The organism is Microcoleus sp. D3_18a_C4 (assembly GCF_036702415.1).
In the GTDB taxonomy this organism is placed as follows: Bacteria; Cyanobacteriota; Cyanobacteriia; order Cyanobacteriales; family Microcoleaceae; genus Microcoleus.
Genome location: NZ_JAUBTI010000142.1, coordinates 1 through 13,948, shown reverse-complemented (window position 1 = coordinate 13,948; position 13,948 = coordinate 1). Strand labels below are relative to the sequence as shown.

Genomic DNA, 13,948 nt, shown 5'->3' with positions numbered 1-13,948 from the left:
TCCAAAAAGGACGGGCGGGACGCCCATCCCACAATAACAATTAAAATTGTAAGTTATTTAATTCGCGATCCTAAGATTCTTGAGCCAAAGTACATCGATCGCACAATCCGAAAAACTCCAAAGTGTGATAATAAATCTTAAAAGAATGAGATTGTTGTAGTTGGCTTTCTAAGTGGTGGACGGGGCATTCGTCGATCGTAATTGATGCGCCGCATTCGAGACAAGTTAAGTGGTGTTGATCTTGGTGGGCGGCACCGTAGAGAGACTCGCCACTAGCAAGCGTTCTGACGTGAACGAACCCCTCTCGCTTTAAACCGTCGAGGGAACGGTAAACTGTTGCTAGGCCCATGCTGTGGTCGCTGTTACGCAGTTCTAAGTAGATATCTTGCGCTGAGAGCGATCGATTCAAGTGCTTGAGCAAGTGTAAAATACGCTCCTGACTGCGGGTGCGGTTGGTTCTCATAATTTTTTTGTGTAATCTGCTAGAGTCAAATCAGTCCCTGTTTCTAGGCTATCTTACTTGGGCGAACCAAAGGGCGATCGGCGCGCTGCTCGGTTGTAGAATACAATGGGGCTAACTTTCACATCACCTACCGCAACATTCCCGTGACTCAGAAATATCTTGCCCAAATCTATGTTACCCTCCGCCCTTCTGTTTTAGATCCCGCCGGCACTGCCGTACAGTCTGGTTTGCAACACATGGGATACGACAATGTTGAGCGTGTGCGAATCGGGAAGTACGTTGAATTGACGCTGACTGCTGCTGGTGAGTCGGAGGCCCGCGAACAACTCGATCGCGTTTGCGACCAACTTTTGGCCAATCCAGTGATTGAAAATTATCGCTTTGATTTGACTGAAATTCCTGTTGCTGTGGAGACAGCGGCGGCATAAATGCGATCGTCCGTAGGGTGTGTTTTTTGGCCCCGGAGATCCCCCTTAACCCCCCTTAATAAGGGGGGACAAGAGCATTCAAAGTCTTTGTTAAAAAGCGGGGACAAGAGCGTTGAAAGTCTCTGTCCTAGGGTGTTTTTCAACCCGGAGATCCCCCCTAACCCCCCTTAATAAGGGGGGGACAAGAGTGTTCAAAGTCTCTCTTAAAAAGGCGAGGACAAGAGCTTTCAAAGTCTTCGTTAAAAACACAAAAACTCGGAACACTCAAAGTCCCCCTTCTTAAGGGGGATTTAGGGGGATCTAGACTTTGATACAAGCGAGAAAAACATAAGATTTTAGTCTTAAGTTGACACCTCTTCCTTCTTCCTTCTTCCTTCTTCCTTCTTCCTTCAGCTTATGAAATTTGGAGTTATTGTTTTTCCTGGTTCAAATTGCGATCGCGATGTGGTGTGGGTGACTCAAGGGTTACTCCACCAACCAACTCGCATGATTTGGCACGAAGATACCGATATTTCGGATATTGATGTCATTGTAATTCCCGGCGGTTTCAGTTACGGAGATTATTTGCGGTGCGGCGCGATCGCCCGTTTTTCTCCGGCTATGCGGGCTACTGCGGAACACGCGAAACAGGGCAAACTTGTACTGGGTATTTGCAACGGTTTTCAGGTGTTGACTGAAGCTGGTTTGTTGCCCGGTGCTCTGGTGCGGAATGCGGGATTGAATTTTATTTGCGATCGGGCTTCTTTGAAAGTCGAACGCGGTAATACTCGTTGGACTGCGGCTTATACTTCGGGTGAAATCATCGATTTGCCGATCGCCCACGGTGAAGGCAACTATTATGCTGATGCGGATACTTTAGCAGAACTAGAAGATCACAATCAAGTGTTGTTTCGCTACTGCACTCCGGCGGGCGAAATTAGCAATTCTGGGAATCCCAACGGTTCGTTAAATAATATTGCCGGTATTTGCAATCGCCAAGGCAATGTATTAGGAATGATGCCGCATCCTGAGAGGGCATCAGATCCGATGTTGGGCGAAACTGATGGGGTGAAATTGTTTCAAGGGTTGTTGATGGCAAGTGTGGCTGCTGTTTTGTAGTTGATATTTGGGGTGTCTATAATTTTATGAACAGGCAAGATGCCTGTTCCACAGTAGATTAAATTTATTGTGGGGCGGGCCGGAAACCCCGCTCTTTGCAACAGGCAAGATGCCTGTTCCACAACAGATTAAATTCATCTACAAATAGACATCTCCAATAATTACTGTGGAACAGGCATCCTGCCTGTTCTTGACAAGCTTTAACTGGTTCCCAGGCTCCAGCCTGGGAACCTATATCCAGAGGCTCTGCCTCGCTTTAAAGCGACGCACCTACAAAATTAAAAATGCTAAAATGATTTGAAAGTCAATACATCGGAAAACAGTCCTATGCCTTCACCTTTTCCTGGAATGGACCCCTACTTAGAACACCCCGATTTCTGGCAGGAAACTCACAATAGATTGATTATCGCGATCGCTGATACCATCATGCCTCAAATTCGCCCTAAATATGAGGTTGCAATCGACAAACGCATCTATGAAATTACCGATCCAAATGACAGTAACAGCGAGTCTGTTTTAGTAGGTATACCCGATGTCGCGATTAAGCGTCAATCTAATAACCCGAATATTCCTACAGGTTCAGTTGCCACTGTAAGTATAACACTTCCGACTACCGTCAAAGTGCCTGCTCCTGAAAAAATTAAACAGACTTACTTGGAAGTGCGAGAAATGGCAACGAAACAAGTTGTCACCGCAATTGAAATTCTTTCTCCTGTCAACAAACGTAGTGGAGAAGGAAGAATTACTTATCTCAAAAAACGCCAGAGTATTTTAGGTAGCTTAACCAATTTAGTCGAAATCGATTTACTACGAAAATGGGAATCTATGCCCATTCTTAATAATTCTATTCAAAGCGATTATCGGATTTTAGTCAGTCCCAGTAATCGCCGTCCGTTTGCCGAACTTTATGCTTTTAATCTCCGCGATTCTCTACCTATATTTCCGCTTCCCTTGCGTGAGGAAGATGTAGAACCTATTGTTAATTTCCCAGAAATATTTGCAGGTATTTACGATCGCGCTGGCTATGATTATCGGATCGACTATAATCAAGAACCCGTACCGTCTCTCTCGGAAGAAGATCGGGTTTGGGCAACCCAAGTTTTGCAAGAAAAAGAACTTCGAGATAATTAATATTGTCAGCAACAGGTAAGATGCCTGTTCCCCAAGAAATTTACTCTTTGTAGAACAGGCATCTTGCGTCAGCAACAGGCAAGATGCCTGTTCCACAAGAAATTTACTCTTTGTAGAACAGGCATCTTGCCTGTTCATGAAAGACTTAGTGAGAATAGTGCATAATGTGGATTTCCACCCCCGACGGACTAAACGGCAGCCGGCAAGATATAATTACTACCAACTATTTAAAAGAGGAATGTTTATTTTATGCCACTAATGGACTTAGCTAATTTTAAAACTAGGGTAATTGGATGCAGTGCGGTGATGGCTATTGGACAAGTTATTTCAAATGCGATCGCCAATCCGGCAACTCAAGCAGCAGCAGGTATGATGGGCGGCCCGATCGCAGTTGGCGGAGTTTCGATTTTGGCGGCGATTGCTGGTGGTATAGCGGGGAATATCGCGGCTAATGACCTCGGAAATCGGATGGCGGAAAAACTGGGGAAAAATCCGAGGATTCTCGATAATCACGATTTGATTAAGGCCGCGGGTGAGGCGATCGGCTATATTTTGAGAGAGGTTGCCAAGTCCGATCGCCTAATTGCGATCGCCGAAACCAAAAATTTGCCTTATCCAGAAACAGCACTCAGTCAATTAGCCGAGAAAACTCCTGAATACTGGCTGGATATTAACACGAATACAGCCGACTTGTCAAGGGGTTTAAATATTTCCGAAGACCAGCTAACCAAGATTTTTTCTGTGGATGCCGAAGAGTTCGATCGAGTTACCGGATTGACAAAGGCAGATTGGGCAACTTTCGTCAACGAATTCGCGCGGCGCGAGGGCAAATCCTTCGATGCGGAAATTGTGGGATTTGTCGCGGACAAGCTGTACGCAACATTCCCGAAAGCGTACCGCGAAGTGCTGAAACTGGATGCGGCGAAGGGAGGAGAAAAGTTTGCGGCGATGCTGTTGAACCTGCACCAAATTGCTTTGGCACAACTGAGAGATTTGGGGCTGCAAAATGGGGAAATTCTGCACAAATTGGAGGCGGTGGCGACGCAGCAGCAGATTTGTCAAGTAATGGTGAAGTTGGAGGCGATCGAAATTGGCATCCGCGACGATTTGGCGCAGATTAAAACATCACTCGAACGATTTGTTGATACTGCCGCGCCCCGATTGCCGCTTCCCTACGAGTGCGAAACGATTATTCAAGACCGCACTCAAGACTTTACTGGTCGCCAATTTGTCTTTGAAGCAATTATCGATTTTTTGCAGAAAAATCCCAAAGGATATTTTGTTTTAGAAGCAGATCCGGGTGTTGGGAAAAGTTCAATTAGGGCAAAGTTAGTGCTGCTGCTGAAGCGGCGCTGCGTTGTCCATTTTAACTCGCAATCTCAAGGCATTGTCCGCGCCGAACAATTTCTGGAAAATGCCTGCACTCAGTTAATTCGAGGGTATCAACTAAATTATCCGCAACGGTCGGAAAATGCGACCAGAGATGGCAACTTTCTCAGTCGATTGTTGGGGGAAATCAGTGCTAAATTGGGCGGAAAAAAGTTGATTTGTGATAATTTTGGGGGTTATTTATGTGGCCATGAGTAAGTTTAAAGAACGGTTGGGGAAACTGTCGCCGAAAAAGCGGCTTTTGGCTTTGAAAGCTCTGCCGAGGCATTTGGCAGATAGTGATCGAGGGGAAAGGCTCCATCAGTTGTTAACGGATTTTGATTTTATTGAGGCGAAGTTGGAGGCGGTGGGGGTTCAAGCGTTAATTGAGGATTACGATTGGGCGAGAGTTTCTGATGTTTTGCTGTCGGAGGGGCAAGCGGGAACGCTGAAGTTGATTCAAGGGGCTATTCGCAAGTCGGCGCCCATTTTGGAAAGGGATAAAACGCAACTGGCTGGGCAATTGTTGGGGAGGTTGCTAGATTTTGAAATGCCTGAAATTCAGGGGATGCTGGAACAGGCCAAGCAGTGGAAAGATAGTCTTTGGCTGCGGCCTTTAAAGGCTAATTTAGAGCGGGCAGGAGAAGGATGTTTGCGAACACTCACCGGTCATACTGAGTCGGTATGGGCAGTGGCGATCGCACCAGACGGTAAAACAGCGATTTCGGCTTCATGGGATAATACCCTGAAAATCTGGGACACGGAGACAGGCACCGAACTTAGAACACTCACCGGTCATACTAACTCGGTAAATGCTGTGGCGATCGCACCAGACGGAAAAACAGCGATTTCTGCTTCAGACGATAACACCCTGAAAATCTGGGACACGGAGACAGGCACCGAACTTAGAACACTCACCGGTCATACTAACTCGGTATGGGCTGTGGCGATCGCACCAGACGGAAAAACAGCGATTTCGGATTCAGACGATAACACCCTGAAAATCTGGGACACCGAGACAGGCACAGAACTTAGAACCCTCACGGGTCATACTAGCTCGGTACTAGCAGTGGCGATCACACCAGACGGAAAAACAGCGATTTCTGCTTCATACGATAACACCCTGAAAATCTGGGACACCGAGACAGGTACCGAACTATTAACCCTCACGGGTCATACTAGGGCGGTACTAGCAGTGGCGATCGCACCAGACGGAAAAACAGCGATTTCTGCTTCAGACGATAACACCCTGAAAATCTGGGACACGGAGACAGGCACCGAACTTAGAACACTCACCGGTCATACTAACTCGGTAAGAGCAGTAGCGATCGCACCAGACGGCAAAACCGCGATTTCCGCTTCACGGGATAAAACCCTGAAAATCTGGGACACCGAGACAGGTACGGAAGTTAGAACCCTCAGCGGTCATACTAGCTTCGTAAATGCAGTGGCGATCGCACCAGACGGTAAAACAGCGATTTCGGCTTCATGGGATAACACCCTGAAAATCTGGGACACCGAGACAGGCACCGAACTTAGAAACCTCACGGGTCATACTTGGTGGGTAACAGCAGTGGCGATCGCACCAGACGGTAAAACAGCGATTTCGGCTTCATGGGATCACACCCTGAAAATCTGGGACATCGAGACAGGCACCGAACTATTAACCCTCACCGGTCATACTGACTGGGTAAATGCAGTGGCGATCGCACCAGACGGCAAAACCGCGATTTCGGCTTCAGGGGATGAAACCCTAAAAATCTGGGACACCGAGACAGGCACCGAACTATTAACCCTCACGGGTCATACTAGGGCGGTAAGAGGAGTGGCGATGGCACCAAACGGCAAAACAGCGATTTCCGCTTCACGGGATAAGACCCTGAAAATCTGGGACACCGAGACAGGTACGGAAGTTAGAACCCTCACCCGTCATACTAGCTTGGTAAGAGGAGTGGCGATCGCACCAGACGGTAAAACAGCGATTTCGGCTTCATCGGATAAAACCCTGAAAATCTGGGACACCGAGACAGGTACCGAACTATTAACCCTCACGGGTCATACTAGCTCGGTAAATGCAGTGGCGATCGCACCAGACGACAAAACAGCGATTTCGGCTTCATCGGATAAAACCCTGAAAATCTGGGACACCGAGACAGGCACCGAACTATTAACCCTCACGGGTCATACTAGCTCGGTAAATGCAGTGGCGATCGCACCAGACGGCAAAACCGCGATTTCCGCTTCATTGGATAACACCCTGAAAATCTGGGATTTGCTTAGCGGTAAAGAAGTTGCTAGTTTCAGCGGAGATTATGAGTTTGATTGCTGTACGATCGCCCCTGATGGAGTGACAGTTGTAGCGGGGGATCAATTGGGCAGGGTGCATTTCCTGCGATTGGAGGGAGTTAGCGGCGGGCGATAATCCAAGAAACCGGGTTTTTGCCCGAATCTGTGGGTTGTAACGAGGTATTTCGGAAAAAACCCGGTTTCTGGGGCCCCGCGAGCGGGTTTTTGGTTGATGGGGCGATCGGGTTTTTTGTGGATGGGGTGATCGGGTTTTTTGTGGATGGGTGATCGGGTTTTTTGTTGATGGGCGATCGAATTTGAGAGAAATGTGCGATCGGGTTTTTGGGTTTATGTGCGATCGGTTTTTGTGGATGGGCGATCGGGCTATAATACAGAAAACTTGACACCAAAAATGACTGTCATGAGAGAGTTAATCCAACAAGAATTAGAAAAGTTCGATCGAGAACAACTCCAACAAGTATTTGAATTTATTAGCTTCCTGAAATTCCGTGCCAGATTAGTGACTATTCCTGCGATCGACGAAACTAACTTAGCTGCACTCTACAGCGAATTTGCCGAAGAAGACCGACAACTGGCGGAACTCGGAATCAGCGAATATTCAGAACTCCTCAAACATGAGGATTTGGCATGACAATCAGACGAGGTGAAATCTGGATTGCCAACCTCGATCCCACACAAGGTTCCGAACAAGCAGGCGTGCGTCCCACAATTATTTTTCAAAATGATACAATTTCGAGATACACAACTACTGTTATCAGTATTCCTCTCACAACTAATCTGCGCCGTGCCTCTCTTCCTTCCTGTGTTTTGATTCCCGGCGGCGAGGGAGGATTAACTCAAGATTCTGTTGCATTATGCCATCAACTGCGAGTTTTGGATAAAACAAGATTGCGAAATAAAATTGGTGAAGTCAATCCAGAGATACTGGTACAATTAGAAAATATCATATTATTTACCTTGGGTTACTTGCCTTAAAAAGAGCGAGCGATTTTTATTTTTCAGAGATAGTATTTGGATCGACTTTTAGGGAAAGGGGCGATCGAATTTGAGAGAAATGTGCGATCGGGTTTTTTGGGATTGATGGGGGCGATCGAATTTGATTTGTTAGTCCGTTAGTTAGTCCGCGCCAGGGGCTAGTTGGTTCGTCGCCGAGTCCGCCAGGGGTTGAAACCCCTGTCTCAAAGCGAAAGTCCTCTGAAAGAGGACTGAAGAGTTAGTTGATGTGTATCGGTTTCATGCGAATTTGCAGTCGGTTTCAACCGACTTTAGCTATGAGACGGGGGTTTCAACCCCCGGCGGGCTGTGTCACAAAGCAGACAAATTTTCAGTCGGTTTCAAGGCGATCGAATTTGAGAGAAATGTGCGATCGGGTTTTTGGGTTTATGTGCGATCGGGTTTTTGGGTTTATGTGCGATCGGGTTTTTTGTTGATCGGGCGATCGAATTTGAGAGAAATGTGCGATCGGGCAATAAGTTGTTCACCAATAAGTGATTAATGGGAACCCGATTAGTGCGATCGTTACTTGTTTCTCGGATTCTATCAGGTTCAAAAAGATTGTGAGTAAAATAAACGGGGTTTCCGTCAGTTGTTTTTGTAAGTGAGTCTGGTAAAAGGTTGGTAACATATTTTTTGCGATAGGCAATCGTGTAACAATTCTGCTGCCTATCTTTTTTTACCACAACACAGCTCAATCCTTACCCAGTCTGGATTTGGGGCGGGTTGTCACCCCCCCAGCACACTAACAATCCTATTTTTTAATAGTCGCTTGCAAATAAAGCAGCGGGTCTTCAGCAACCCAACCCAAACCGGAATTGTACCGAACTTCAAAATGCAAATGAGATGGCCGAATGTCCCGTTTTCCCGTCGTCCCCACAGTTCCCAAAACTTCTCCAGACTGCACTTTTTGACCGACTTTTACCGCAATATCTTTCAAATGAGCGTAGCGCGTTTGCTTCCCCGCTTCATGGTTCACCACCACTAAATTCCCGTAATCCCCCTGCGGCCCGGCAAAAGCGACAGTCCCCTCGCCCGCCGCCAAAACCTGCGTACCCTCCGACGCCAAAAAATCTACGCCGCTGTGGAAAAAAAATTCGCGCCGCGCCGGATGCAATTGCCGCCCGTAACGCAAAGCTTCCACTGCAGGGGCGGGCAGCGGAAATCCTTGCACCGATGGCGTTGCATCGGGATTGATAGAAGGCCCGATCAACCTATTCACCGCTGGCACAAACACCGTTTTCCCCAAAGGCCTGCACCCATTCGCCTCAAATAGCAAATCTGCGCGCACTTTGTAAGATTCTGCCAGTTTTTGCCAATTCCAGCCCGCAGGCACTTCTACCTCCATGCCACTGTACGGAGGAATGACGATCGCACTTCCAGCAGATACTCCACCGCCCCGCAACATCGGATTTATCCCGATCAGCGCCCCAGGAATCACATTGTACTGCAGCGCGATGCTTTCTATTGTTTCGCCCTGGGCCACAGTGTGGCGGCGCAACCGAGACATAGCCGGACTCGGGCAATCGCGGGCCGGGTCGGGGTTTTCTACAGGTGTACCTAAAGGAAGATTTGCAGGTGGGATCTCGGTATTTGCCGCCGTTTTCTCAACGGGTGCGATCGACCAAATTAATGCAAAAATCAGCGGAAATAAGCGTTTCAAAGTCATTATGTACATAAAAAAGTATTCATTTCGGACAGTTGACAATTTTAAAATCCTGTAAAATTGCATATTTACAAGCTCTAGCCACCCCCCAGACTGTAAATCCCAGGCTAAGCCAAGTTAGGATGAGAATTATTAGTTTGATTCGCTCTTGGCAAATCCGGCAAAATTGCCTGTGATGCCGATGGGCGCCTGCCTGTTAACAGCTATGTTCTTGAGGAAGCGGTACGCCCCGCCCCGCTTCCTTCCCGTCGCCAAGACAAAAAAGCTTGATTAGGAACCTGTCTGCGGGGATGAGGTATTTAGCGGGAGTTATTAAATGAGTTTATCTTTTAAGCAAGCGACCCTTTATGTGACTCTGCTGTCAATCGGCGGAGGTATGGGATGGTTGGGAAATCGCTATCTGCAAGGCTCAAACAATCTGGAAACCGGATTGGTTTTGCCAGTAGTACGCCAGCAAATCCCCCCCTATCCCTCTCCTTCAGTTCAGGAAAATCGGGCAGTCGATCGCAGCAATCCCAATTTTATTGCTGAAGCAGCCGAAAAAGTCGGCCCGGCTGTAGTGCGGATTGACGCCTCCAGCAAGGTGGCGAATCAAGTGCCCGAAGCATTCAAAAATCCTTTGTTTCGTCGGTTTTTTGGGGAGAATTTGCCGCAGCCGGAAGAACGAACCAAGAGAGGTACGGGTTCCGGGTTTATTCTCACTTCTGACGGCCGCATCGTTACTAATGCTCACGTTGTCTCCGGGACTGATACTGTCAAGGTGACTCTCAAAGACGGCCGCGAGTTTGAGGGTAAGGTGCAGGGAGTCGATCCGCTGACGGATGTGGCTGTGGTTAAGATTAATGCTAAGGAACTGCCGCAGGTGGCTTTGGGTCGATCGGACAATATTGTACCGGGACAGTGGGCGATCGCGATCGGCAATCCTTTAGGTCTCGATAATACCGTGACTGTGGGCATTATCAGCGCTACGGGTCGATCGAGTTCCCAAGTCGGCATCCCCGACAAGCGAGTCCGCTTCATCCAAACCGACGCAGCCATCAACCCCGGCAATTCAGGCGGCCCCCTGCTCAACGACCAAGGCGAAGTAATTGGCATCAATACCGCTATCCGCGCGGACGCTCAAGGCTTGGGATTTGCAATTCCGATCGAAACCGCCAAACGAGTTTCCGATCAGCTATTCGCCAAAGGTAGAGCCGAACATCCCTATCTCGGCATTCAAATGGTCAGCTTGACTGCAGCCACCAAGGCCGAACTCAACAAACAGCTCGATAATAATAATAAAATTACCCTCGATCAAGGCGTAGCTGTGGCGCGAGTCGTGGAAAATTCCCCCGCTCAAAAAGCCGACTTGCGTCCCGGAGATGTCATTCAAAAAGTTGACGGAATTGCGGTTAACACTCCAGGGGACGTGCAAGAACGGGTGGAAAACACGGTTGTGGGCAAAGAACTCGAACTGGAAATTAACCGTTTGGGTCAAGTTCAGAATATTAAAGTACGTCCGGGTGCTTTTCCCCTATCGGGTAGCTCCGCCGGTGGGTAATACCATTTTCGATTTTCGATTTTCGATTTTCGATTAAAAAATTAAGAATGACTTACTGCATAAGGATTTGGATCTTATCTGCAGTTGCATTCTTTTTTGAAATTGGTATTAGTTGCAAGGGTGGAGGATGGAAGATGAATCTGATGCTTTATAGTCCTGGAAGCAGTAACCGGGTTTTTTCACCAAAATCCTCGGTGTAGCGCTAGGGATAGCCGGTTAACAGCCCGGTTTCTTAATTCCCTGTGCCTCCATGATTCAGGATTATGGATTTTTCTGAACAACTTTCATCTTTCTTGCTTCCCCAACCCGTTGATTTTTTTACTTGTCTTTGGGTGAGTTTGGTTTAATCGAGCTGGTGCTTGCTAAATTTTCTTCGAGGTGCATCCTTTGCTCCATTTGCCTCAAAAAATAGCCTGTCATCATCGCTGAAGCTAGCAAACCTGCTAAGTTTTCGCGATCGGTGGTAATTTCGACGTTAAAATTTTCTGAAGGCAAAACGCCGACAAGTCCTTGAACGTTATGAGAGATTATTTCTCTGATGTCGGGGCTGACAGACTTGGCGACGCGGGCTAGAACCTCCGGGGATTGGTGTTGGAGGTACTTCAGCAGTGGATTGACTGCGGTTTGTTGGGCATTGGATGTGTCAAAGTCAGGGTGAAAAACCATTTGGCGATTCTTAATTTCTGGCTGGTTACATTCTACTTCAAACTACTCGTCATTGCTTGGGTACAAATTTGCCTGAAAGTCAAGTTGCAATTGTTTTGGCAGTTGGTCTACTTGAAAGTACCGATGAAATTTCTCGGTAACTTGTAACCAATATGACCGCCCCTCACTCGGTCGCCGTTTGCGGACGAAACCCATTTCAACAAGTTCCTGCACTTGTTGGTAAGCTCCTGAACCTCGCAAGTTAACTAAATCTGGCTGAGCGATGCCGCCTTTGAGGGCGATCGCAGCCAGCGTCCGCAAAGCTCCCACACCTAATTCTGGAGGTATTAAAGTTTGCATTAAACTGGCAAACTCTTCTCTGAGTTGCAGGCTGTATCCTGTGGGGGTTTCGACGACTTCTAATGCACTGTCGCGGTGGGACGAGTCAGACATGAGTTCGATGATGGCGTCTTCGGCTTCGGCTCGATCGCACTTGGCAATCTCGGCGATTTCTGCGATCGACACTGGCTGACCTTTTAGGTAAAGTATGGCTTCTATTGTTGTGGCTAAGCGAGTCATTTGGGAATTAGTAATTAGGAATGGGGACGTTGAAAGAAGAAGGAATAAGCAAGAAAGAAGAAGGAATCAGGAAAACAACAGTTATCCGTATTTCCGTAACTTCCGTGTCGTGAATAATGAGAGTTAGGAATAAACATTCCCCTTACACAAATTATTAATAGTGTAGGTTAGGTTGAGAAACAAAACCTACACTATTAATTTTCTTTTTTTATATCAATCCGAGACGCAGGAATATATAACAACGTTTCTAGCTCTCCTGAGCTTATGGTAAAATATATCAACCAATACAGATGACGGGGCTAGGACCGATTTTTGGTAAAAAAATATGGGGTCAGTCTTGTTAAGAAGCCCCATCAGTTAAAAATGTTACCTCAATCATACCAAATTTGTTTCCAACACCAGCTCAAAAACACCGAATACTTGACTGTGACTATTTTAGTTTTTCTGCTCCCAACCCATAAACAAGTGAGTATTGAGTTATTGGCGAAATTGATGCCATACCCAATCATGTTTGAGAGCCGACGACGTTCGTTCTATTCAACGGTTTCTCAAGCTACCTATCCTCAAGATAGAAAAGCTTTGGTTTCATCTGCTTAAATATATCTGGAGAACTCAATTTAAAAAGAAACAAGAGTTGAAGGTCGCCATTGATAGAACGCAGTGGCGAGATAAAAATATGTTGATGATTAGCCTGATTGGGGACAAGAGAGCTTTACCTTTGTAGTAGCAGATATTGCCTTCGCTGTGCCTGTAGCAACATCCGAGAACAACAAAGCTTAATCTGCCCCATTCTTGGTCTGCTAAAAAAATATAAAATGGTCCTTTTAGGAAACGCCTGAATTTGCGATCATTAAACTGGCAATTTGGCTGTGTGAAAAGAACATAAGGTTTGTTTTGAGAGTAAAACAGGGACGCTATATTCAAGAAGAAGGAGAGGAATTTAAGCGGTTGAGTGAGTGTGGTTTAGTAGCAGGTACGAGCTTTTATTTGACAGGAGTTAAAATCAGCAGCAAGGATTTGGCTGTTTTGATGTCGCTGGTTATGGGCAACGAAAATATCGAAATAGTGGCGAAGATGAAGACTGGTATTTACTCACCAATATCGGCAAATTGAAACAAGCTGTAACAGCGTTTAAATGTCGCAGTGGTATCGCAGCAAGGTTTAAGGACTGTCAAACCGTCGGCTATAATCTTGAAAAAAGTTACCCTTGTGACGACCGCCTCAAAACTTTAATATTAATAAAAATTTAAGATTTTTAATAGCTTTAGCTTATAGTTGCTTATAGTTGTGCGATTTTACAAGGACACAAGCTCAAGCTTATGGGAATTCCGAAATAGATCGGTCGCCTTACGGTCGTCGAGGCGATCGCAACGCCGTCATAGTAGCTTTTGAATTGGATTATACGGTCAATCGTGGGCGCAGCGAAGCGGAGGGAGTAGGGAGGGAGCTTTGCCATGCACCTATTGCGGAATTGATGAAAATTAGACGCAATCAGCTCCTATTCCCTCAGATTAGCAACCCGGAGTTTTAACAACGGAAAAAGGAATAGTATCCCAGTGATGCCACTGCGTCATAGACACCTAGAAAAACTGTAAGGGTAAAAAACCCTGAAGACTGCAGAGAAATAAGTCATCATCATCACCATGTAGAAATAGAGGTCAAGCCCTCGGTCTATTAGTACGCCTCAGCTTCATCCCTCTCAGGACTTCCACTTAACGCCTATCAACGGG

The 13,948-nt window shown here is 46.7% G+C and carries 14 protein-coding genes; 10 read left to right on the top strand and 4 right to left on the bottom strand.

Going from position 1 to position 13,948, the window contains the following annotated elements:
- Positions 1–70 precede the first annotated feature (70 nt).
- Positions 71–463 (bottom strand): Fur family transcriptional regulator, encoded by a 393-nt coding sequence (locus QUB16_RS30920; protein ID WP_333322035.1) that lies wholly within the window; start codon positions 461–463, stop codon positions 71–73.
- 143 nt (positions 464–606) lie between these two features.
- Here QUB16_RS30920 and purS point away from each other — a divergent pair, with 143 nt between their 5' ends.
- The 8 genes from purS (at position 607) to QUB16_RS30880 (ending at position 8,290) form a co-directional block, all read left to right on the top strand.
- On the top strand, positions 607–891 hold the full coding sequence (purS, locus tag QUB16_RS30915) for a phosphoribosylformylglycinamidine synthase subunit PurS (RefSeq protein ID WP_333042010.1): 285 nt from the start codon (positions 607–609) through the stop codon (positions 889–891).
- A 396-nt stretch (positions 892–1,287) separates the two neighbouring features.
- Positions 1,288–1,989 (top strand): phosphoribosylformylglycinamidine synthase subunit PurQ, encoded by a 702-nt coding sequence (purQ, locus tag QUB16_RS30910; protein ID WP_333322033.1) that lies wholly within the window; start codon positions 1,288–1,290, stop codon positions 1,987–1,989.
- Positions 1,990–2,316: 327 nt separating this feature from the next.
- Complete coding sequence (locus QUB16_RS30905) at positions 2,317–3,120, top strand: DUF4058 family protein (protein ID WP_333322031.1); 804 nt, start codon at positions 2,317–2,319, stop codon at positions 3,118–3,120.
- A 249-nt stretch (positions 3,121–3,369) separates the two neighbouring features.
- A complete protein-coding gene (locus QUB16_RS30900) occupies positions 3,370–4,707 on the top strand; it encodes a hypothetical protein (RefSeq protein WP_333322029.1) in 1,338 nt (445 codons plus the stop codon).
- Positions 4,700–6,910: a beta-propeller domain-containing protein gene (locus QUB16_RS30895; protein WP_333322027.1), complete on the top strand. Its 2,211-nt coding sequence runs from the start codon at positions 4,700–4,702 to the stop codon at positions 6,908–6,910. Before QUB16_RS30900 ends, QUB16_RS30895 begins: the two co-directional genes overlap by 8 nt.
- A 192-nt stretch (positions 6,911–7,102) precedes the next feature.
- The gene (locus QUB16_RS30890) at positions 7,103–7,426 is read left to right on the top strand and encodes a hypothetical protein (RefSeq protein ID WP_333322025.1); all 324 of its coding nucleotides are present in this window, start codon (positions 7,103–7,105) and stop codon (positions 7,424–7,426) included.
- Entirely contained in the window at positions 7,423–7,770 is a 348-nt protein-coding gene (locus tag QUB16_RS30885; RefSeq protein WP_333157691.1) for a type II toxin-antitoxin system PemK/MazF family toxin, read from the top strand. Before QUB16_RS30890 ends, QUB16_RS30885 begins: the two co-directional genes overlap by 4 nt.
- 247 nt (positions 7,771–8,017) lie before the next feature.
- Positions 8,018–8,290 carry a hypothetical protein gene (locus tag QUB16_RS30880; RefSeq protein ID WP_333322023.1) on the top strand — a complete coding sequence of 91 codons (273 nt, stop codon included), beginning with the start codon at positions 8,018–8,020 and terminating at the stop codon, positions 8,288–8,290.
- Between the two features lie 252 nt (positions 8,291–8,542).
- Here QUB16_RS30880 and QUB16_RS30875 read toward each other — a convergent pair whose 3' ends face one another.
- Positions 8,543–9,466 carry a M23 family metallopeptidase gene (locus tag QUB16_RS30875; protein ID WP_333157627.1) on the bottom strand — a complete coding sequence of 308 codons (924 nt, stop codon included), beginning with the start codon at positions 9,464–9,466 and terminating at the stop codon, positions 8,543–8,545.
- Positions 9,467–9,770: 304 nt separating this feature from the next.
- On the opposite strand from QUB16_RS30875, the gene QUB16_RS30870 reads away from it, so the two are divergent.
- Positions 9,771–10,994, top strand: a complete 1,224-nt coding sequence (locus QUB16_RS30870; protein ID WP_333157628.1) for an HhoA/HhoB/HtrA family serine endopeptidase — start codon at positions 9,771–9,773, stop codon at positions 10,992–10,994.
- Between the two features lie 318 nt (positions 10,995–11,312).
- On the opposite strand, the gene QUB16_RS30865 is transcribed toward QUB16_RS30870, so the two are convergent.
- On the bottom strand, positions 11,313–11,660 hold the full coding sequence (locus tag QUB16_RS30865; protein ID WP_015177249.1) for a DUF760 domain-containing protein: 348 nt from the start codon (positions 11,658–11,660) through the stop codon (positions 11,313–11,315).
- 42 nt (positions 11,661–11,702) lie between these two features.
- Positions 11,703–12,218 carry an SMC-Scp complex subunit ScpB gene (gene scpB, locus QUB16_RS30860; protein WP_333055484.1) on the bottom strand — a complete coding sequence of 172 codons (516 nt, stop codon included), beginning with the start codon at positions 12,216–12,218 and terminating at the stop codon, positions 11,703–11,705.
- An 894-nt stretch (positions 12,219–13,112) separates the two neighbouring features.
- On the opposite strand from scpB, the gene QUB16_RS30855 reads away from it, so the two are divergent.
- Positions 13,113–13,331: a hypothetical protein gene (locus QUB16_RS30855; protein ID WP_333322021.1), complete on the top strand. Its 219-nt coding sequence runs from the start codon at positions 13,113–13,115 to the stop codon at positions 13,329–13,331.
- Positions 13,332–13,948 lie beyond the last annotated feature (617 nt).